The organism is Hymenobacter crusticola (genome assembly GCF_002154225.1).
Taxonomy (GTDB): Bacteria; Bacteroidota; Bacteroidia; order Cytophagales; family Hymenobacteraceae; genus Hymenobacter; species Hymenobacter crusticola.
In genome coordinates this window covers 403998-426106 of the sequence record NZ_MTSE01000002.1, presented here as the reverse complement: position 1 = coordinate 426106, position 22109 = coordinate 403998, and the positions used below count along the sequence as shown (strand labels likewise).

Annotated in this window: 14 protein-coding genes and 1 tRNA gene; 7 read left to right on the top strand and 8 right to left on the bottom strand. The window is 54.9% G+C overall.

Annotated elements, in window-relative coordinates; all coding sequences use genetic code 11:
- Positions 1-112: 112 nt before the first annotated feature.
- Positions 113-1012, bottom strand: coding sequence for an acetyl-CoA carboxylase, carboxyltransferase subunit beta (gene accD / locus BXP70_RS05080; protein WP_086592939.1), 900 nt, complete (start codon positions 1010-1012; stop codon positions 113-115).
- 363 nt (positions 1013-1375) lie between these two features.
- On the opposite strand from accD, the gene BXP70_RS05075 reads away from it, so the two are divergent.
- Together BXP70_RS05075 and BXP70_RS05070 are read left to right on the top strand one after the other, a co-directional pair.
- On the top strand, positions 1376-2398 hold the full coding sequence (locus tag BXP70_RS05075) for an OmpA/MotB family protein (protein ID WP_086592938.1): 1023 nt from the start codon (positions 1376-1378) through the stop codon (positions 2396-2398).
- 648 nt (positions 2399-3046) lie between these two features.
- Positions 3047-4150: a T9SS type A sorting domain-containing protein gene (locus BXP70_RS05070; protein WP_143436370.1), complete on the top strand. Its 1104-nt coding sequence runs from the start codon at positions 3047-3049 to the stop codon at positions 4148-4150.
- A gap of 78 nt (positions 4151-4228) precedes the next feature.
- On the opposite strand, the gene BXP70_RS05065 is transcribed toward BXP70_RS05070, so the two are convergent.
- The 4 genes from BXP70_RS05065 to BXP70_RS05050 form a co-directional block, all read right to left on the bottom strand.
- Positions 4229-4768, bottom strand: coding sequence for a superoxide dismutase family protein (locus BXP70_RS05065; protein ID WP_086592936.1), 540 nt, complete (start codon positions 4766-4768; stop codon positions 4229-4231).
- Positions 4769-5072: 304 nt separating this feature from the next.
- Entirely contained in the window at positions 5073-7892 is a 2820-nt protein-coding gene (locus tag BXP70_RS05060; RefSeq protein ID WP_086592935.1) for a TonB-dependent receptor, read from the bottom strand.
- 183 nt (positions 7893-8075) lie between these two features.
- Positions 8076-9080: an MBL fold metallo-hydrolase gene (locus tag BXP70_RS05055; RefSeq protein WP_086592934.1), complete on the bottom strand. Its 1005-nt coding sequence runs from the start codon at positions 9078-9080 to the stop codon at positions 8076-8078.
- Between the two features lie 161 nt (positions 9081-9241).
- Positions 9242-10381, bottom strand: coding sequence for a cystathionine gamma-synthase (locus BXP70_RS05050; protein ID WP_086592933.1), 1140 nt, complete (start codon positions 10379-10381; stop codon positions 9242-9244).
- A gap of 143 nt (positions 10382-10524) precedes the next feature.
- Between BXP70_RS05050 and BXP70_RS05045 the strand changes: the two genes are divergently transcribed.
- The 5 genes from BXP70_RS05045 to BXP70_RS05025 all read left to right on the top strand — a co-directional run bounded on the left by BXP70_RS05045 (position 10525) and on the right by BXP70_RS05025 (position 14393).
- On the top strand, positions 10525-11499 hold the full coding sequence (locus BXP70_RS05045) for a DUF2167 domain-containing protein (RefSeq protein ID WP_086592932.1): 975 nt from the start codon (positions 10525-10527) through the stop codon (positions 11497-11499).
- Between the two features lie 69 nt (positions 11500-11568).
- A complete protein-coding gene (locus BXP70_RS05040; protein ID WP_086592931.1) occupies positions 11569-12291 on the top strand; it encodes a TVP38/TMEM64 family protein in 723 nt (240 codons plus the stop codon).
- 108 nt (positions 12292-12399) lie between these two features.
- Positions 12400-12476 (top strand) — tRNA-Arg (locus BXP70_RS05035).
- A 457-nt stretch (positions 12477-12933) separates the two neighbouring features.
- The gene (locus BXP70_RS05030) at positions 12934-13950 is read left to right on the top strand and encodes an NAD(P)/FAD-dependent oxidoreductase (protein WP_086592930.1); all 1017 of its coding nucleotides are present in this window, start codon (positions 12934-12936) and stop codon (positions 13948-13950) included.
- Between the two features lie 107 nt (positions 13951-14057).
- A complete protein-coding gene (locus BXP70_RS05025) occupies positions 14058-14393 on the top strand; it encodes a 2Fe-2S iron-sulfur cluster-binding protein (protein ID WP_086592929.1) in 336 nt (111 codons plus the stop codon).
- 84 nt (positions 14394-14477) lie between these two features.
- On the opposite strand, the gene BXP70_RS05020 is transcribed toward BXP70_RS05025, so the two are convergent.
- From BXP70_RS05020 to BXP70_RS05010, 3 genes are all read right to left on the bottom strand, one after another.
- On the bottom strand, positions 14478-14951 hold the full coding sequence (locus BXP70_RS05020; protein ID WP_086592928.1) for a hypothetical protein: 474 nt from the start codon (positions 14949-14951) through the stop codon (positions 14478-14480).
- 233 nt (positions 14952-15184) lie between these two features.
- Positions 15185-21358 (bottom strand): alpha-2-macroglobulin family protein, encoded by a 6174-nt coding sequence (locus BXP70_RS05015; RefSeq protein ID WP_086592927.1) that lies wholly within the window; start codon positions 21356-21358, stop codon positions 15185-15187.
- A 137-nt stretch (positions 21359-21495) separates the two neighbouring features.
- Complete coding sequence (locus BXP70_RS05010; protein ID WP_086592926.1) at positions 21496-22095, bottom strand: DinB family protein; 600 nt, start codon at positions 22093-22095, stop codon at positions 21496-21498.
- Between the last annotated feature and the right edge of the window lie 14 nt (positions 22096-22109).

Genomic DNA, 22109 nt, shown 5'->3' with positions numbered 1-22109 from the left:
GTTAAGCAGCCAACTCGCGTTCAAAGAGAAAACCTCGGCCCGTCAGGAGCTTCACGAATCCAATGTGGATTAGAAGCTCCTGACGGGCCGAGGTTTAGGGCGCTACCTGTTCTTAGGAACGGGCGCTCGATTTGGAACGGGTTGTGGCAACCGGCGCGGCTACTTCCGTTGGACGGAGCATGGTGATTAGGTCAGCGAGCTGCTGCTTTAGCTGCTTACGGTCGACAATGAAGTCGAGAAAGCCGTGTTCCAGTACAAATTCGGCGCTTTGGAAGCCCTTGGGTAGGTCTTTACCGATGGTTTCCTTGATAACCCGTGGGCCCGCAAAACCAATCAGGGCACCGGGCTCGGCAATATTAAAATCACCGAGCATGGCAAACGACGCCGTTACGCCCCCGGTGGTGGGATCGGTCAGCATAGAAATGTAGGGCACGCCTGCTTCCGAGAGCAACGCTAGCTTGGCCGAAGTCTTCGCCATCTGCATGAGTGAGTAGCCAGCCTCCATCATACGTGCCCCACCCGATTTGCTGATCATCAGGAAGGGTATCCGGTGTTGGCGGGCATAGTCGATGGCGCGGGCAATCTTCTCGCCTACCACCGAGCCCATGGAACCGCCAATGAATTTAAAATCCATACACGCCACCACGAGGTCTAGTCCTTCCAGTTGGCCGTGCGCAGTGCGGACGGCATCCTTCAGCTGCGTTTGCTTCTGCGTAGCAGCCAAGCGTTGCGGGTACGCCTTGGTATCCACAAAGTGAAGAGGGTCGGCCGAGGTCATATCAGCATCGAGTTCGACAAACTGGTCGTTGTCGAACAGAATTTCGAAGTATTCGGCTGAGTCGATGCGGTCATGGTGGTTACACTTGGCGCAAGTGTACAGCAGCCGCTTGTGCTCGGCCATGGTGGCCACCGTTTTGCACTCGGGACACTTATACCACAAGCCATCCGGGGTTTCTTTTTTTTCCTCCGTTGGTGTAACGATGCCTTTTTCTACGCGCTTAAACCAAGACATATGTTGTAGGAAGCTGCTAGCTATTCGCTGCAAGCTTTGATTAAGTTGAGTTAGTCGAACACAAGTCAACGCGGCCGCTAAGGCCGACGCTAGGAAGTGACGCTAAATTAAGTAGGTGAAGTAGAAAGCTGGTGAAGATCCGGCACTGTGGCTAACGTAACGCTTGCACTGTTGCTTGCGGGAAAGGCCATTCGAAAAGAAAATAGAAAGAATACGCCGGAAGAACAAGGCAAATATAGCCTGAAAAATGGTTCGCTCCCGGCCAGAGTTGCAAGTTGCGCTTGCCACGTCCTACCTTGCCATACCGACCACGCGCTAGAAGCAGCCTAGGTTGGGTTCTTACCCTTTAATGCAGTATTAGTAGTGAAAAAAACGCCTAAACTTCTTTTACTCAGCACGGCTCTCGCCGCTACCACGCTACTACCAGGCTGTGTTGCGTCGAAGAAATACGATGACCTGCGCGCCCGCCAAGCCGCTACCGAGCAAGAAAAAGCCACCGCTGAGCGCCAATACCGCCAGGCCGTGGCAGAGCTAAAGAAAACAACCGACGAGCTAGCGCAGCTAAAGCTCGATAACAGACGCCTAGCGGACGACTCTACCCAGAACGGCAACGCCCTGCGCCGGACGCGCAATTTGTATACGCAGCTCACCGATAGCTACGATAAATTACTCAAAAACAGCGACCGAGCCATTGCCGACAAGTCAGCTGATTATAATAAGGTTGCCAAGGACCTAGCTCGCCGCGAAGCGGAACTAGGTGAGCTAGCTACCTCACTCAACAAAAGCAAAGCCGACGTTGATAAGCTGAATGCCGATCTGAAAACCCGCGAAGCCAAGCTCGCCGAACTTCAGCAGGCCCTCGCTGACAAAGACAAGGCCGTGAACGACTTGAAAGCGAAAGTGAGCAACGCACTGCTCAGCTTCAAAGACAGCGACTTGCAGGTGAAGATGAAAGACGGTAAAGTGTACGTGTCGCTGTCTGAGCAGCTGCTGTTCAAGAGCGGTTCCACCAAAGTGGACCCCAAAGGCATTGATGCGCTGAAAAAGCTAGCTGTGGTGCTGCAAGAGCAGAAAGACGTAAACGTGGTGGTAGAAGGCCACACCGACAACGTACCCTTTCGCGGAGCTTCGGGCGGCATGAAAGACAACTGGGATTTGAGCGTGCTGCGCGCTACTGAAATTGCTCGCCTGCTCACCGAGGGTGGCGTGACGCCGAGCCAGGTTACGGCTTCGGGCCGCTCGCAGTATGTGCCCGTTGCTAGCAACGATACACCCGCGAATAAGGCGATGAACCGCCGCACCGAAATCATCCTGACGCCTAAGCTGGATGAGCTGTTCAAGATTCTAGATACCAATTCGACGTCGTCTACTTCGACAGGAAAGTAGCTAAGTAGTACGCTTCTGCCTCAACGAGCAGGCCCACCAGAACAACTTCCTCGAGTTGTTCTGGTGGGCCTGCTCGTTTATAGGGTTATTCGGAAAGCGCACTAGATAGCTCATTTGTTACCAGCCCGTTCCCATTTTGAGCAACAGCCTATATAGAAAGAACAAATTCTTATTTTGAGGGTGTAGTAAGTGGTGTCTCGTCTTTTTATACTCCTGCTATCTATGCGTTTACTCTTGTTTCGTATGCTGCTGCTCACGGCCTTGTGTATGAGAAGCATTGTTGGCCAGGCCACTCACCTGGCTGGGGGTGAGCTAGCTTTTACACCTAAAAATGGCGTGCCCAATCAGTACCACATTACCGCCAGGCTTTACCGTGATGCTAGTGCGGTGGTTCGAGAAGCTTTGCTTTATGTGAGTTGTAATAGCAATGGGTGCTTGCAAACATCGCCAGGGAACTTCATCGCAACGCTCCCTTTGACGCAACGACGATCTTACTTACCTACGTGTAGCTCCACTAGTTTACCACCTTTTGAAATGGAGATTTTCGAGGGTGATGTCACATTACCACCAGCACGCTGGACACTTACCGCTTATGGGTCCAACCGGAGCATGGAAATCCTAAACCTGGTAGAGCCTTACGCTAATAGTATGCATATCGCAGCCACACTGGATAACTCCAACGGGCTTATAGATTCTTCCCCCACGTTTACTTCGTTCACACTACCTTCTTTCATCAACAACGAGTTAAGTCGTTATAGCTTCAGCGCCTTCGATGTAGATGGCGATTCGTTAGTGTATACCTCTGCTCAACCCTTAGCCGGTCTGGAATTTCCTGGAACCTGTAGTGTTCCCATTAGCTATAGTCGTTCCGCAGGAGGTGAGTTTGTTGATCCAATTACGGGAGCTAGAGTAACGTACGGACCGGTTCAGTTCACGCCTGCTTTTCCTTTCTTAACTTATCAAGTAGCGGGGGGCAATGCTGTTCCGTTTTTTCACTTGAACGCGGCAACCGGAGAACTCCTCACCCGCCCGGTAGTTATCGGCTACCAAGTTGCAGCTGTTCGCGTCGATGAATACCGACGCCTAGGTGGCAGTTGGCAGCAGATTGGGAGCGTTACGCGCGATATTGTGTTCAGATCCCCAAATGGCGCTGATAACCATAATCCTACTATTGCAGAAGCTAGAGTAGCTGGCGCCGCAGCCCCACAGCCGGTTGAGCGAGTAATTTCGGTAAGACCTGACCAGCTTGTTTCTCTTCAGCTAGCAGCAACTGATCCTGATGCCGGCCAGATCCTTCGCATTAGCAGTGATGTCGGTGGTCTTATTCCGGGCGCTACTTTTCAAATGCTTACAGCGGGTCAAGCGCAGCTCAACTGGCAAGTACCACCGCAACAGCCACTAGGACGTTATTCTTTCACGGTAACAGTTGAAGATAATGGCTGTCCGACGCCGGGCCTTGAGGTCCGGACTATCACCTTTTTGGTTACAAACCAGGTTCTGGCTACCCGTTCTCGCCAAACCCTAGCGCAACCGGCCTACCCAACTCCCTTCCACGAGCAGGTGCAGTTTCAGCTAGCTTCTCGTAAGGCGCAGGCGGTTACAATTGTAGATGAGCTAGGCCGTGTAGTCGAGCAGCTTACGAGCCAGGCCGATGGCACGGTGGTGTGGCAACCGACGGCAACGGTTCGGCCAGGTCTGTACGTTGCCCGCACCGCTGATGGTCTGCAAGTACAGCGATTGGTGCGTCAGTAGAGTAGCGTTCTAAACATACAAAAGCGCCCCTCGCTAGGTAGCGAGGAGCGCTTTTGTATGTTTAGAACGCATCAGCTTCTACAGATCGTCTGTTACGACGCCGCAACCCACGTGCACCCCAGAGTTACCGGAAGGTTGGGTTACGTAATCGTCGGCGCCGGCGTGTACAATCACGGCTTTGTTTAAGATGTCGCGGCTCGCATCGGCCCCACCAATGGTCCAGTCTTCGGCGGTTAGCGCTAGCACACCCGTACCATCTGCGTTCACGGTGATGTTGCCGATGTCACCACGGTGGAAAGGTGGCGTACCCCGCCGGCCATGCGGCTCGCTGGTCGGGTTCCAGTGCGTTCCAACGTTCATGGCCGTGGGGCCAGAACAGTCGCCGTTTTGATGTAGGTGTACGGCATGCAAGCCGGGCGTTGCCCCACTCACCACTACGTACACACGGACGCCGCGCCCATTCAGCTGGCTGAAGCTAACGGTGCCTGTCAGGCTGCTGCCGCTTTTCGCTTCTAAATCGGCGTGCGCCAGGCGGATGATCTCGCCCGTTTCGTCATCATCGCAACTAGTCACGGCACCTAGGGATAGGAAGGCGCTCAAATAGAGTAAACGTTTCATAATGATTTTGGAGTGGTATGGTGGTGGATAGTGGGAGGCGACCTAGGTGTGTCAGCGGCGCTTACCAAGGCAGGTATATAATTGAATATCAAAACATTTGCCCGCATCCCCAAACTTCACCATAATCTTTTACCTAGGTTCGCGCACCACGCCCGATTATGTACAGCGCAAGGGTTGCTAGCCTGTCCGAGGGTCAAGTACCTAAGGGTATGTTACACCGGAAAAAGCGCATGCGCTCAACAAAAAAGCCGACTCATGTGAGCCGGCTTTTTGTGCTTATGCAGTAGTTCAGACTAGACTTCGCCTACAACGTGAAGTTCACGCGGGCGAAGTAGTAAGCCCCAATAAAGCCGAATTGGTTGGCGGGGTACAGGAAACGGCCACGGTTTGAGTTGTCGAGCGTCGAGCTATAGCTCAGGGTTGGGTCGACGGAGAAGTTATTCGGGTTGTTGCGCGGGTTGACGTAGATTTTGTCGGGATACACGTTGAACAGGTTATTCACCCCAACGATGACACCGATCTGCTTCATAATTTGAGCGCTCAACGTCAGGTCCGTGATCCACTTCGCTGAGAAAGTTTGGTCAAGGTTAGAGCGAGCTGGGTCAGCGTCTTTGATCTGAATTTCGCCGAAGCGCACCGTGCGAGCTTCAATGCCGAAGATGCCGTAGGAATAATTTGCCGATAAGTTGATTTTGCTGCGCGGGTTGCCATTCTCCAGGCGAGCCCGCTGAGAACGATCGAAGAGCGTGTTTTGCAAGTTAGACGTGCCAGCCGTAGGATCGTTGTTGATGGTGGATGAGGAGCTATTGACGCTTTGCACCTTGGTCTCGTTGAAGTTGGCGGCTGCGGTCAGCAGCAAGCGGCTCCTCTCCCCTAGCGTAAGGCGTTCGTTGGCAATGATATCAATGCCGCGCGTACGCGTATTCACGGCGTTGGCGAAGAATTGCACGCGGCTCACAGGCAACCCCTTCAGGATAGCAGCCACCGTGGGGTTGGCCGTGGTGAACTGCGAGGAAAGCACAATCCGGTCGTGGATATCGATCTGGTACGCATCCACCGTAAGCGTGAAGCTCTTGCCAATGCGTGACGTGAGGCCGGCGCTGTAGTTCGTCGATTTTTCCTGCTTCAGTGGCTCCACGCCGAAGCCTGGCTGGGTGGTGTTGCTGATGTCGTTGCGAACGATAGGATTCTCATTGTTGACGGTTAGCACTTGGTTGGCCACTCCGCTCACAAACTGCGTGCTGGTGTTCACGAAGTAGCGTTGCTGCAAGGAAGGCGCCCGGAAGCCATTGCCCACGGTGCCCCGAAACGATAGCGCATCCGTGAGCGTGTAGCGAGCCGATGCCTGCCCGCTCACGTTGCCGCCAAAGTCGCTGTAGCGCTCAGCCCGCCCTGCTAGGTGCAACAACAAGCGCGCAGTGATGTCGCTTTCCAAATCGAGGTAGCCAGCTACGTTCGTGCGCGACTGGTTGGTTTCGTCTTGGGGCTGGTAGCCAGGGAATACCTGCGCGCCCGGTACGGCGGGGCTGCCATTGCTGGCAACGCGGCCGAAGTTGGCGTAAGAAGCATATTCACCTTTGCCGATCAGAAAACGGTCGTAGCGGAACTCACCACCGAACGCGAGGTTGAAGGTTTCGAGCGGCCCTAGGTCCGTGAAATGGCGCGAGAAACCTAGGTTGGTCGTGTTCTGTAAGAACGCCAGGCGCCCAGCGTAGAAATCGGTCGGATTAATTCGGTCAGCGCCTTGTGGCAGCGAGGCATTGATGGAGCCACTTACGTAGTACCCTAGCTCGTTGCGACCAAAGGTGTTGCTTAGGTCAGCGGCAAAACCGCCGAACGTCTTGCGCACGCCTACAATGGCCGACTGATCATAGATCTTGGTGTTGATGAACGGCAGGAAGCCATTCGGAAAGATGTTCGGGTCACTCTGCGTGGGTTGGTTAGGCAGGCGATTGAAGCCCGGGCCGCGGCCCGTGCGGTAGGAAGCCCCGCCTGATAGATACACTTCATACCCCATTCCTAAGCGGTAACCCGCATTCAGGAAGCCCCCAAAGTTGCGCGTAGCGGATTGGCCCACACGAATGTCTTTGCGGTTGAAGCCGTTAGTAGCTACCAAAGCATCATCCTGCGCTTTTAGCTGCCGGCGGGCATCTTCCGTGTTAGCCGAGGCAGGATAATTGCCCCCATTGGCACCTAGGTAGATTAGCGGCGCCGTGTCTTCGAAAGCCCGGTTCACGTAGCCGCGGTTCAAGAATTGGCCACTTAGATCGATAAAGCCACGCTTATTGAGGCCAATGCCAACGTTGAAGTCGACTTGTTCGGTTTTGCCGTCACTCTCGGTAGTTTGGCCATAGAGGGCGCTGCTGTTCACCCCAGTCGAGTCATCTTTGAGCTGAATGTTGATCACGCCAGCAATAGCGTCGGAGCCGTAAAGCGCTGCTGCTCCATCACGCAACACCTCGATGCGCTTGATGCTAGCCGTCGGGATGGTATTCAAGTCGGTACCCACCGAACCCCGACCGATTGAACCGTTGATGTTTACCAACGACTGCGTGTGCCGACGCTTGCCGTTCACGAGCACCAGCACCTGATCGGGACCTAGCCCGCGGAGGCTAGCTGGGTCAATAAAGTCGGTGCCGTCGGTAATAGACTGGCGCGACGACTGAAACGAAGGAGCCGCGTAGGTAAGCACCTGCGACACGTCGGTTTGGGCGAAAGCGCGAATCTCACGGGCCGAAATCACATCGACCGGCGAGGCTGTGAGAATGTTGGAGCGGCCTTCCGTCGCGCGCGAACCCGTCACGACGACTTCGCTTAGGTCTGTTTTGCTGTCGGCTAGCTGCACATCAACGGTAGTGCGGCCGTTCACCGGAATTTGCTGCGTGGTCAGGCCAATAGCAGAGAACACCAGCGTGGCGGTGTTTGGCACTTCAATGCGGTAGCGTCCGGTGTTGTCGGTTGGAGTGCCGTTGGTCGTGCCGCGCTCCAGCACGGTAGCACCAGGCACAGCGGCACCGTTGGCTCCCGTCACCCGGCCCGTAACGGTGATACTCTGTGCCCAAGCGGGTCCCGCGACACTCAACACTAGCAGCAAGAATAAAGAAACGAGTAATGGTTTTCTCATGAGAGAAGAGTTAGGTGAAAGAAGGAAAATAGGCTATTGGGCTGTCTGGCACAGGATCTACGACGTAAGTTATCGTTCGAACTCAGTCATTCTCTGCATTCTAAGATAGCCAAGATAGCAGGCGAGCCCCATTTCTTATCACCTAAGTGAAACTATTCTCCTCTCTTTCATAGCCCGAAAACCTTACAGGGTACTCTGCTCGTGCCACCAGCGTGAGTTGGCAGCGCCGCTACGTGCATCAACGCGCTGCCCTGGCTGTGGCAGTAGCAACGCTAGGTGCTGGGCCGCTGCTATGGTTTGCAGCCGCTCTATGGGTTCGGTCCAGCTGTGGAAAGCTAGGTTGAAGGTTCCCCAATGCAGCGGCAGCAGCAAACGGCCGCGCAAGGCTTGGTGCGCCGCCGCCGCATGATCGGGGCCCATGTGAATATCCGCCCAATTTTCGTCATAGGCGCCTACTTCCAGCATAGTCAGGTCGAAAGGCCCGTACGCCGCCCCAATCTCGCGGAAGCCAGCCTCAAACGGTCCTGAGTCGCCTCCGAAAAACGCTCGGTGCTGCGGCCCTAGCACCACCCACGAGGCCCACAAGGTGCTGTCCCGATCAAGCATGCCACGGCCCGAAAAATGCCGCGCAGGCGTCGCGACGAGCGTGTGCGTACCGCCTACTTCAATGTGCTGCCACCAATCCAGTTCCGTAACTCGACTAGCAGCCACGCCCCAGCGCCGTAGGTGCGCGCCTACGCCCAGCGGGCAATAGAAGGGGACGTTCGTGCGGGCAAAAGCCCGCACGGCGGCTTCGTCGAGGTGGTCGTAGTGGTCATGCGAGATGATAATGCCATCCAGGGCAGGTAAGCTGGTAAGCGGCAGAGGCATCGCGAAAAACCGCTTAGGACCAGCAAACCCAACGGGCGAAGCCCGGCTCCACACCGGATCCGTGAGGAAGCGCTTGCCATCTATTTCCAGGAGTACCGATGAATGCCCTAGCCACGTAACCCGCAGCGCACTAGCAGGCACCGGTTCCGCCAAAGCGGCCACATCGACCGCAAACGGGCCTAGCTGCTGCTGGGGTGTCCGTATCTCCTTGCCCATGAGCCAGCGTTGCAGCATTCGGCTGTAGCCATTTGGCGGCGACACACTAGTAGCAATGGTGTTGAGGTATTTTTTACCGTTAAATCGTGAGGGGGTTTGCATGAGCTAGGCAGCAAAATGAGAGAAGGCACAAAGCGCAATGCTGCTGACGATCGAACCCAGAAATTACTTTACACCCAACACAAAAAAGCCGTTTGGTTTATACCAAACGGCTTTTTTGTGAGGACGCTGCGTTGAACGTCTATCTATCAGCAGCTAGCTTTTCAGCCAATTGCCTGTCGCAGATCCTCGATTAGGTCTTCTACGTCTTCAATGCCGACGCTCAGACGAATAAGCGAGTCGGATAGACCCGCTTTGCGGCGCTCCTCCGCCGGAATGCTAGCATGGGTCATAGTAGCCGGGTGGCCGCAGAGGCTTTCTACGCCACCTAGGCTCTCGGCTAAGGCAAATAGCTCAAACTTCTCGAGTACCGCCACGGCGTCCTCTTTCCGGTCGCCTTGCAGCACGAAGGAAATCATGCCACCAAAGTCGCGCATTTGTTTGGCCGCTACTTCGTGGTTCGGGTGGTCAGCAAAACCTGGCCAGTACACCTTTTCGACTTTCGGGTGCTGCCGGAGAAATTCGGCTACAGCCCGACCATTCTCGCAGTGCCGTTGCATGCGAATGTGTAAGGTTTTGAGGCCCCGCAAAATTAGAAAGCAGTCTTGGGGACCAGGCGTGCCACCGGAGGCGTTTTGCAGGAAAGCCAGGCGTTGCGCCAGTTCATCGTCTTGCACCACAAGGGCGCCCATCACGGCATCGGAGTGGCCGCCCATGTACTTGGTGAGCGAGTGCACCACAATGTCGGCACCTAGGTCAAGCGGCGTTTGCAGATACGGCGTAGAAAACGTGTTATCGACCACTAGCAGCGCGCCGGCTTCTTTGGCTACGGCCGCAGCTGCCGCAATGTCAATCACGTTGAGCAGCGGGTTAGTAGGCGTTTCCACCCAAATCAGCTTCGTGCGTTCCGTTACTTTCTCGCGCACGGCGGCCATGTCGTGCATGGGCACAAAGTGAAACTTAATGCCCAGCGGCTCAAATATCTTGGTAAAGATCCGGTAGCTTCCGCCGTACAGGTCGTTGGTCGAAATGACCTCGTCGCCGGGGCGGAGCATCTTGATTACGCAGTCGGTGGCGGCCATGCCGGAAGCGAAAGCTAGGCCGTGCTTGCCATTTTCCAGGGCTGCTACGGCATTCTGCAGTTGCGTGCGGGTTGGATTATGGGTACGAGAGTATTCATAGCCTTTGTGGTCGCCGGGCGAGCGTTGCACATAGGTAGACGTCTGGTAGATCGGGGTCATGATGGCCCCCGTGGTGGGGTCAGGGTGTACTCCAGCGTGAATGGTCTTGGTACCGAATTTCATGGGTGGCTAGTAGCGTGAGGAGGTTGAAGGCCCAAAGGTAGAAGGCCTGAAATACTTTTACTCGGTTCTAAATATTAATACAACTATATATTTTGCTTAGTAACTTGCCATTGAATCTATTTTCATCAATCCTTTTATTTTATATGAAAAAACATCTTCTCTTCCTTATTAGTTTTCTAGCCTGCCTGGCAGCGCACGCTGCTACGCCCGAACCCCCGACCCCACAGCAGGAAACCCGGCGCAAGTTCGTCATCGACTCGCTCCAGAATAAGCTCCATTACCAGCTAGGTCGTATTCAGCTGCCGGGCGGAGTGGGAGAACTCAACGTACCGGAGGGCTTTCGTTACCTCGACTCCACCCAGAGCCGCCACGTGCTTACCGAGTGGTGGGGCAATCCAAATGGCGAATCACTGGGGATGTTGTTTCCCTTGCACAAAGGTCCGCTCGATGAAAAGAACTGGGCTCTCGTGATAGAATACGAACCCATGGGCTACGTAAAAGATACCGACGCCGACGATATCAATTACGACGACCTGCTCAAGGAAATGCGGGACGATATGACGGAGGCAAACGAAGAAAGAACCTCCGCAGGCTACGAAACCGTGCAGCTTATTGGGTGGGCCGCCAAGCCCTACTACGATAAAGACAAAAAAGCCTTGCACTGGGCGAAAGAACTGCAGTTTGGGGAGGGGTCCGAGCGGACGCTCAACTACAACCTGCGGCTGCTAGGTCGCAAAGGGGTATTGATCCTGAATGCCGTTGGCACCCCCGACCAAGTAGCAGAAATTCAGCAGCAAATTCCGGCCGTAATCGACGGTGTGGCTTTTGCCAAAGGCTTACGCTATGCCGATTTCAACCCTGGTATCGACGAAGTAGCCGCCTACACCATTGGGGGCTTGGTAGCGGGCAAGGTGCTTGCCAAAGTGGGCTTTTTCGCTATTATCCTGAAGTTTGGCAAAGTCATTTTGATCACGCTACTCAAGTTCTGGAAGGTGATCCTAGGTCTGTTGGCCGCGGGTGTTTCTGCCATCCGCAAGTTTTTCGGCGGGAAGGCTACTTCTACCGAGCAGCTTGCCCTTGAGACAGACGCTGCAAGCGAAACTGAACAGCAAGTGTAGCCATTTGCCTGATATTTTCGTTTTAGCTTCGGGCCGACTGACACCAGTCGGCCCGATTTATTTCCGCCTATGCTATTCAAAGAGCTCATCCAAAAAAACGCGTCTACACTGCTGTCCATGGTTTTCCTCTCGGGCATGCCGCTGATTGGCGTTTCGTTGGTCAGCTATGTTCTGTACCGCTCCCCAACTTTACTGCAAGACCTTACCCTCGGCGAAAGCCTACTTTATTTCGTGGTGTTGGCGTTTCTAATGACGTTTGCCCTCATGCCAACCACTGTGGCCGTGCTGATTACGGGTTTTTACTTTGGGTGGGCAGGTGCGCCGGGCATGCTCGTAGCTTACGCGTTAGCTGCCCTCATTGGCTACCAAGTAGCATCTTCCCTCGACCATGGTAAGATGACCAGCTTCCTCCATCACTTCCCAAAAATAGATGCCGTAATGAACGAGCTAAAGACGGATAGCTGGCAACTCATCTTTCTCACGCGCATTTCGCCAGTAACGCCTTTTGCTTTGATGACGTTTGTGCTGGCCGTGCTACGCGTCGATCGGTTACGCTTTCTGCTAGCTTCGGTAGTAGGAATGCTGCCGCGCAGTCTATTTTTCTACTGGCTGGGCACCAAAGCCCACGACGTGCTAGCCCTCGTGCGCGACCCTGATTCTGGCCCCACTGGCAAGTTGCTGGTGTTGGTGCTGGTAATGGTGTCACTTTTTGGGCTGTACTACCTTATCAACCGGGCTCTAAAGCGCGCGTTGAGCAAAGGAGCTGAAAATCGTGTAAAAAACTTAGACTGACTATCAGTGGCTTGCGTGAATTTGAATTCCTTTTTTAGAGAAATACTTAGCGAGGGCTTGCTTGACTGAAAAATAAGCTCCTATCTTTGCACCCACAAACACGGAAACGGTCACGTAGCTCAACTGGATAGAGCACCTGGCTACGAACCAGGAGGTTTGGGGTTCGACTCCCTACGTGACCACCAAAAGGCCCTAAGCAACTTGCTGAGGGCCTTTTTCATTTTGCTGCAGTTCTTGGTTAAGTAGCGTTAGCTGACCTGTTCCATTTTTGGCCTTGCGCCTTTCAAACAGTGAGGCTTACTGCAGCTAGGCCGAGTAATAGCCACCAATCATCATAATAACGCTAGCGGTTGAGGCTTTCCGCTTCATTGGAACCTAGCTAGTAATCTGTTTTAATTAGTGCAGTATCTTATTATGCACATAAGCCGACGGATTTACAGTTTAGTAATTTAGACTTATTATGAATTACGTGCTCGGGCTTCTATCTTTGCGGCGCCTTAGCAGGCACCTAGACTGATATCGATTTAGCTGAATTTTCAAGCTAATTACTCGGTACTTTTGATGGGCTTGGCCAACGATTTCGGTGGTTTAATTGTTAAACTTCTGGGCGTTAGCCATTCATTTGTATTCGCTGTTTAATTCATGACCAATACCATTTCCACCGATATCTGTATTATCGGGGCGGGCCCAGTCGGGCTATTTGCCGTGTTTGAGGCGGGCTTGTTGAAGTTGCGCTGCCACGTAGTAGATGCCTTGCCGCAAGTAGGCGGGCAGTTGTCGGAAATTTATCCGAAGAAACCTATCTATGATATTCCCGGCTACCCCGAAGTATTGGCCGGCGACTTGGTGCAGAACTTGATGCGCCAGATCGAACCCTTCCACCCCACGTTCACCTTGGGCGAACGAGTTGAGAAGTTCGATAAGCTGGAAGATGGCTCTTTCCAACTCACGACGACCGATGGCACCGAGATTCATTGCAAGGCCATTGCTATTGCAGGTGGGCTAGGTTCTTTCGAGCCGCGCAAGCCAGCCATTGAAAACTTGGAAAACTATGAAGGTGGCAAAGGTGTGCACTACATGGTGCGCGACCCTGAGCACTTCCGCGACAAGCGCTTGGTTATTGCTGGTGGCGGCGACTCTGCTCTCGACTGGACCATCTTCTTGGCTGACGTGGCCAAAGAAGTGACGCTGGTACACCGGGGCACTACCTTCCGCGGCGCAGCCGACTCTGCCGAGAAAGTGAAGGCGTTGCACGATGCCGGCCGGGCCCGGTTGGTATTGTCGTCGAACGTGACGCACGTGCACGGCGACGGTACGCTGGAATATGTGACCATCACGGGCAACGATGGCACGCCGGAGCAGGTATCAGTCGATGCCTTTGTTCCGCTGTTTGGCCTCACGCCAAAGCTAGGTCCGATCGGGGAATGGGGATTGGAGATTGAGGACAGCGCGGTGAAAGTGAACACCATGGATTACTCCACCTCTATTCCGGGTGTGTACGCCATTGGCGACATCAACACGTACCCGGGCAAGCTCAAGCTCATTCTGTGTGGCTTCCATGAAGCGGCGCTGATGGCACAGGGCGCTTACAAGCACATCTTCCCCGACAAGAAGTACGTGCTTAAGTATACGACCGTCAACGGGGTACCTACTTTGTAAAAGCTATTCGCTTTTGGTTGCTAGCTGTTAGCTTTGTCTTGAAATTTTCAGAAAAGCGTAGCAGCTAGCAACCAAAAAGCTAGCTCTTACAAGCTAACCACTTCACTATGAGTGCAGATAACCTGGACGTGCGCGTATACGTGGAGGAAGCTCCTGGCCAGCGCCGCGAAATCATTGCGCCTACCGATATGGGCCTGAGTTTGATGGAAGCCCTAAAAGCCAGCGGCTACGATATTCAGGCCACGTGCGGCGGAATGGCGCTGTGTGGTACCTGCCACGTGGAAGTGCTGGCGGGTCCGGCCCTCGATGAGCCCAGCGATGATGAAATGTATATGCTCGAAAGCCTACCCATTCTAAGCGACGGGAGCCGGCTTTCGTGTCAAATTCGTATCACGCCTCGCCTCGATGGATTGGTGGTGCGGCTAATGCCGCAGATGGCTTAAGGAAGCTAGGTAGGCACTACACACGTATGAGGATAAAAGAAAAGGAGAGCCATGGCTCTCCTTTTCTTTTATCCTGTATGTCTTTTAGCGCCGACGCTTGCTGGCCGGTTTCTTCGTTACGTGTTTCGATTTAGAAGAGCCTGACTTGCTGGTTGTTTTGCGCTTAGTTGAGTGCGTCGAGCTACGATGCGAGCTACTACGCCGGTGCGACGTGCGATGACGCGCACGCGGCGCAGCTTTAACAGCTGGCTCGACTGCCTCCTCGGCTGCTACAGTAGCCTCGGCCGCTTCTAGGTTTCGGGCAGTTACCTCAACGGCTGCTTGCTGTGCTTCTTCTACCTTCTCGGCGGTCTTCTTGCGGCGCGTAGGCATCAGAAAATCACGCTCGGCGCGCTCCTGTGCGGAAAGGTTTTCTTCCCCCGGCAACACGGCCCGAACGGGCAATGCCGTTTGATTTTTGCGGTCAACGGCAACCGACTTCTTTCCACTCTGAGCAAAAGCCGAAACGCTACAAAGCAGCAAGCCGGCCAGGACATAGATCTTACGTTTCTGCATCATTCCATCATACTATGAATCAGTAAAGGTAAGTCGCAAGCCTTGCCGCGACAACCTTCTCTATTTCGTGCGCCTAACGAAAAGCCTGCCAGCCCTCTGTTAGACCATTTTGCACACGTGCAAAATTATGACCTAGGCTAGTGGGGCCAAGTTACCCATTCATTTTAGAAGGCTGCTACTTAGCAGTATAAATTCTACTGCCAGAGCCATTTCCTACTTTACTTGTGAACCACTCGCTAAGGCTGAGGCACAATTTGTAGGCGTGTGCCGGCGGAGTGAGTCGTGAACTCTGGCGCGTAGAGACATTGCAACTGCGAAAGACCACCCGAGAAATTACCGCTCTGCGAAGCGCGCAGACGGTACTCGAAAGTGTATGTGCCTTTAGGAAAGTAGCTAATAAAAAAGTTGGTAGCGGCATCACGCGGGCTCTCATAGTATCCTAGCCCCCCTTGGTATTGATAGCCGCTCACTTGATTTATCAACTCCAAACCCGCAGCGCGCTGATCTTTGAGATGTACGTACTCTAAGTCGCGGTCGGAGCGGAACACAAGCCGCACGACCAGCACGTCGCCTACCCGCAAGGGAGCATTGGGGGCTAGCTTTTCTAGTACCGGACCCCCTGTTGTGCGTTGTTCCCGGAATAGCTGCCGTTCCAGTTGCAGGGATGTTGCAGCAGGTGTCAGCTTGTCAAGCTGCTCAAAGTACTGCCAATACAAAGCCCCCCACGCTAGACCTGCATCGGGCTTCTTGATGGATACTTGCCCCTGGGTGGACTTGATTTCAGCGGCCGAAAAAGTCGTTTTGGAATAGCCGGTGCCCGCTTCCAGCGCGCTGGGTTGCACAAGCTTTTCTCCTAGGCGCACTTCCGTTGGCTGGCTTGGCTGTAACCAATCAGACCCGCGCAGCAGTAGAGCGTAGCAGGCGTCGGCGGTAGCGCGGGTGCTGGGCCAATTCTGGGTTTGCTTCTGCCGCAGGAGCCACAGCTTCATCTCGTCAACCGCCTTTTGGTCGTTGACTACCTCATCGAAGGCCTCGATGAGCGTGGCTTGGGTTTCGGTAGGCGCCTCGCGCCAGTAGTAGCCGCCACGCACTTCCTTCCAGTACATACCTAGGTCTGGGTCGTGCAGCGCATTATCGCGTAGCGCAGCCATGATGTCCTGCACCGCAGCATTCTGACTTTTCTGTCGGTGTAGGGCCAGAGCAAGCTGCGCCTGTAGGTAGCGAGTTTGCTCATTCCAGTACGTAGCAGCTTGCTGTTGGTAATACGCCAGCGCTAGCTGCGCACTTTTCGCCACGGGCTGTCCAACCCAGAAGCTACGGGCGTACAATGCCTGAATCTGCACGTCGGAAAGGTGGTTCGCTTTTACATTGACGCCCTTTTCACGCCGAAGTCTATCATACTCTTGCTGAAGCTGCGCGTCCAAGTAACCTAGGGCATTTCGTAAGATGTTTTTAGCCTGCTCGTTCTGCGTAGCGTCGAAGGCACCTAGCTTTTGCAGTTTGCCTAGCCCGGCCACTACAAGCTGGGTGATATAGCGGTCGGCGGGCATCTTTTCGAACCACGGGAAGGCACCACTGGGTTGTTGCAACTGCGCTAGCTTCGCGAGGGCTTTGGTGGTCTCAGCCTGCAAGCGCGATGCATCAAACAGTTCCCCCAAGCGGCGCATCCGTTCGGTATCGGTTTGGGCATCGCGCACCCACGGAGTTTCCTGAAGCAACAGATTTTTCAACTCCTGATTTTGCTCTAGCTTGGACGCCAAGGCTTGCTTGTTGCCGCTCTGCGCAGCACGCTTCCACTCGGCTAGCACGGGCTTAATGCGCGGATTACTCTGCAGAATCTTCGCCGCTAACACGTTCGCGTAGAGCTGGCTAAATAGCTGTTCGGAACATTCGTAGGGGTACTCCATCAGGTAGGGCAACGCCTGCACGGCGTACCACGCCGGGTTCTGACTCATTTCCAGCGTGAGCGAGTAGTTGCGGCGCGTAGGCGACGTGGTGCTGGTGAGCTTTTTCAACTCAAACGTCCGCGTATTCGGCCCGATTACAGATAGCGGTAGCGCTTCCGTCACGAGCAGCCGGTTGGGCAGCACGGGCAAGGTATTTTCCTCGCCGTCGGAAAAGATTTGCTGGTTTTTAGCTTTCCGCTTTTTTGCCGGTTCTGTCTGTGCGACGACGCGGTAGGTGATGGCCTCCAGCGGCACCTCTCCATCAGCGGTTTCGGGAATAGCTAGGTCCCAGCTAAGGGCGTCACTTTGATTGGCTCCTAGGGTAAACTTTTGCTGTGCTTGTCCCTTCAGCACCTTGCTTTCTAAAGGTTGCTGGGTGCGCGCATCCAAGAGAAATAGCTGGGCCGTACCGCCGAGTGGTTGCGCCGTGAGGTTGCTGACCTTAGCGGTAAAGCGCAGTTGGTCGCCTTCGCGAAAAAAACGTGGGGCGTTGGGGGTTACTTGCAACTGCTTTTGCGTCACCAGTTCGCGGCGGAGCAGGCCGGAGTGCAACTGTTTGTCGTGCGCCAAGGCTAGTAGTTGCCAGCGCGTCACAGCTTCCGGCATCTGAAACTCCAGCACGATTTCACCTTTGGCGTTGGTGCGCAGGTCGGGGCGCCAAAAGGCCGTTTCCTGGAAGTTTTGACGGGCTTGCACGAGGGAAAGATCAGTCTGCTGACCGCCACTGGTGGTAGCTACACTGCCAGCTATTTCTTGCCGTTGTTGGGAGCCATATCCCCCTGCTTGCATTTCATCTAGCTGGGCAGCCATTGGAGCAGCCTTCGCTAGGGTGTTTGTCCCTCTGATCCTGACGGTAGTAGGTCCAGGAGTGGTGGGTATTTTGGTTTCTACCACTTCTTTCACCGGCTCCACTCCTGGCCCCAGTTCACGGTACCCCCATAAGTTCAGTCCCGGATAAAATACCGTTTCTAAGGGCTCAAAAGCAGGACTGAACCTACTAAGGGCAGCCGAAGCCTCCGTGTTGAAGCTTCCAAGCCAGTTGAATACGGCTGGATAATAGGTGCTTGGAAATGCAAAATCCTGGAACTGCGGCGTCCGAAAAGCATCTAGCGACTTGTCGTAGAGAGTAGCTAGCAGCTCCGCTTCGGCCGCTTTGCCTAGCGCATTATGAATAGTAATCCGCCAAGTCTCCTTTTGACCCGGCTGAAGCTTGTCGCGGAAGGTGTCAATGCTAAGGGCTAGCGGTTCGGCCGGCCTAGCTACCTGCACGGTTGCACTGTGTGTGTAAAGCCGGTTGTCGCGCACTTGCGTGGCGTGAATATAAAGTTGCGTATCGTTGAGTTCGGCCGCTACTGGCACTGCCACCAAGCGCTGCTCGCCTGCTGCTAGAGTTATCCATTCTTGCATCAGTGGCTTCCCCTTAGCTTCCACTTCAACCAGTACCTGTGTGCCGGCTTCGCTGCTGCCAACCAGAAAGCGCGCCGATTCACCCGGCGTCACGCTATCCTGCAAGCTCACAAACCAACTCGGGGTGGGCACCGGCAGTGTAGTAGCGGTTGGGGCGTAGAGGGTGAAGGCTTGTTCCGTTTTGATAGGCTGACCAGCCTCTATTGTTGTGGCTTCCAGCACGTACCAGCCAGGTGGCTGCTGTTGGAGTGCAGCTGATAACGTAGTCAGCCGTATGCTTTTTTCCGTATCAAAGTCTTGGGTAAGCACGAGCGTACGGGGCCACTTGCTCTCGTCGTCTTCATGGGCGTAAGCATCCCGCGGAAATTGGCGTTTGAATTCTTCTGGGCTCAGTGCTTCCCGTTCCGGCTGCTCCCACAATCGTGGCCGCCAGCTGCGAGCAGGTGGCGTCAGATGGTAAAGGTGCAGTTGGCCACGAGCAGGCGTGGGTTGTGCTGCTCCGTTCGTGCTAAGCAGCAGCAAAGCCGGAATATGTTCTTGGTTCAATAAGCTAGGTATGGTCAGCTGCAAGCTCAGCGTGCTGGCTCCCAAGCTGAAGTGCTGTTGCCCCGTATGCGTCTCGCCAGCCACATCCGTTACATCAGCTGTTACCTCGAAGAAGTAGCTGGGCCCCCACCCTTTGTTCTTCGACGCCGTCGTATCGGCCTGGGCCGTAAACGAAACGAGGAAACTCCCATCAGCGGCCGTTTGCGTGGTGCCATTAACAATTTCAACTTCTGCCTGGCTATGAGGGTAGAACCTAGATGTTAGTTGGCTACCTAGGGAGGACTGGTAGAGCGGCCACATGGTGCGACGTACGACGCGGTATTGCACCCTGGCGCCATCCATGGGTTGGCCAGCATAGGCGGTAGCCTTACCCTGCATGGTCACTGCTTTTCCCAAGGCTGGTTGGCCTTTCATCGGCTCGAACGCTACTTGGAAGGTAGGGCGCTTGTAATCTTCTACGGAGAAAAAGAGACTACCAAAGTCGGTTTGCAACGTCATTTCACCGTTGAGCAAGCTCGTTGGCAATACCACAGAGCCATGAAAGCTACCAAAGTCCGACGTTCTGAATGTCAAGGTTTGTACCGTTTGCCTGTTCACATCCATGAGCTGTACGGACATTGGTTTTTCACTCAACAGCTGCGATTTACCATCGCGCGTCTCTGTGAGAATCCCTTTGAAATAAACCGTTTGCCCAGGCCGGTAGATGGCGCGGTCAGTGAACAGGAAGACACGATACTGGGCTCGCTCCGGCTGTTGGCGCGGCAAGGGGAAGCCATAGTATCCTCTATTTGGTACCAACAGCGAATCGGAGCCGGAGGACAGCAACACGGTCGTGAAGGCAAGCTGATCGGAGGTGTTGGCTTCGAGGATTTGTGCTTGTCCTGTCGCGTCCGTGACTTGTGCTTTTGCCGCCCGTAACGGATCTAGGTAGTATCGGTAGTAAGGCAGCACCCCTACGCCAGCCAGGGGCTTTCCACTCTGCCGATGTAGAACCAGCACACTGGCTCCAATTCCGGTGGCAGCCGACCGCTGCACTTGGCTTAGCTCGCTCACCGTGAGCTGGGCATACGCCGTAGCACCTTCCTGCTGTACTTTCAACGGGTTTTGCTCGGCAGTGCTCAGAACCACTACGTAGTGCCCCAGGGGCAACGCCGGGCCGGCCTGTTGTACCGTGTGGTTGTTATAATCTTGCGGGACGGTTACGGCCAGAGTCCAGGTAGCAGCTGGCGTGGCCGCCAGGGCGCGCGCATAGGTTTTGACGAAATCAGGGCCGAGCTGCCGTCCATTCTGCCGGAGTGCTTGCGCCGTGCTCACGCGGTACGCCTTGGCGTAGAGCCGCGTCACGTTACGCACGTTCAACATCAGCAGCCAGGGCTGGTTCGGCAACACTACTTCCTCCGTGGTAAAGCTCAGCTCTTCGGTTTCAATGCGCTGCCGTAGAGCTCTGGCTTGCTGGGCCCCACGGGACTTCGGGAAACGTTTCTCTGCCTCCAACGCTAGCTCACGGCCTTTCATAGGCTGACTCTGGGGCAAGCTGTTAGCCTCCTCAACCAAAAACATCGTGCTAATGGGCACCTCCTTATAATGCTCCGCCTCACGAGCTAGGGCCATCCGATACAACGAGTCTTTGTTGGCAAAGGCGGCGTGCTGTTGCACGAAAGCCAAGCGCTTTAGATCGACATCGGCTAGGGCAGCGAGGTTGCTGGCTTCCGTGAGCCGGAAAGCGGTCAGCTGCTGCAACAGCCGTAACGCGTGAAATTGACCGTTGAGCGAGTCGGCGGGTGGGGCTTGCAGGGCTAGGCGCGCAAACTCGGCCGCCGGAGCTAGCAGCGCCGGATTGGCGAGGCGAAACTGCGCGGCCGGGCTAGTGATGTAGTATTCGTCGTTACCGAGCCCATCGATGGCGCGGTGCACCAGCACATCGTAGAGCGTGGGGCGTAGGGCACGCCCCTCCGTATCGCCGCCCCGGATAGCATATCCTAGGTCCTTGAGCCATAGCTTCCGTTGGCGCTGAGGCTCGTCGGCTACGGAGGCCTGGTAGTGCCGCACGATGGCGCTGCCGAGGCGGGCCGCATCCCACGTGGCCAGGTCAGCCGAATCGGCAGCGGCAACGCGGGTGCGGTCGTAGAGCTGGTAGCGGTGTTGTTGGTAATAGTTGGCGTAAAGTTGGGCCAACAGGCTGTGCAGGATAGGCCGGGCGGGAAACTTGGCCGTTTTTACATCGGCCTCTACCAAGGCAATAGCCTTCTCATCGGCATTTTCCTGTTTGGCCTCCAGTAGCCGCAGTTTATAAAGCAGGGCGCGCAGGTATTCGGGCGCATCTTGCCGTCGGCGCGCACCCTGGTAGATTTCCTCTACCAGTTCTGCGGCCATCACCGTGCGGTCTTTAGCCAGCAGTGCATCAATCTGCTTCCACTTTTTGGGGTCAGGCGTGGCAGGCGACGTGGGCGCGGAGGAGCTAGTATTGAACAATAGAAGCAGGAGAAAACAAAGCAGTAATAGCGGACGCATGGGGCAAGCTAGGCAGTAGCGAAATAAGTTCTAAAGAACAGATGCTCGAACTGCCCCTATTCCACACAGCTAGCATCTTTTTTATCTGTTCGCTTCTAGGTATCTCTTGCCCTCAGCTAACCCTGCGCAAAACCTAGCTATTCGTCGCCCCGCGCGCTGGCTGGCCGTACCGTGCTAGCCAGCACACGTTCGGCTTGGGCCACATGGCGCTGTATGTGCACAGTCAGCAGTTCTAGTTGGTCGGGCAGCCGCAAGAACACCAAGGGGATGATGACGTTCGGAATGCGGATGTTATTGGCGTTTACCTCCCGGGTCTGCTCAATCAAGCTTACTAATTCGTCGAGCTGGCGGCTAAATACCTCCACCACCGTACGGGGCAAGCGGCTGCCGCTAGGAGCGAATTTCTGCGGTGCTTTCTGCGGCTTTGTGGTAGCGTCTGCCCGCATCGACTCTACCAGCTTCCGCCCAATGGGACCGAACTTTACCGTCTCAGTTGGACGTGTACCTCGGTCTTTGGCCCGGCGCAGGCGAAGTGCAATGCTAGGGAGGTAGTGCCCCCCTACAATGTTTAGATGTTCCAAACACTGCCCCACGCTCCACTTGCCGGGGCTAGGCCGGCGGTTGAGCTGTTCGTCGGTGAGCGACCGAAATTCCCGAGACGTAATAGCGCGCAGCGTTTGCAAATCGGCCGCTAAGCGGTCCAGGAAGTCGGTAGTACGAACGGCGGTGGGGCTCATAGATGGACAAGAAC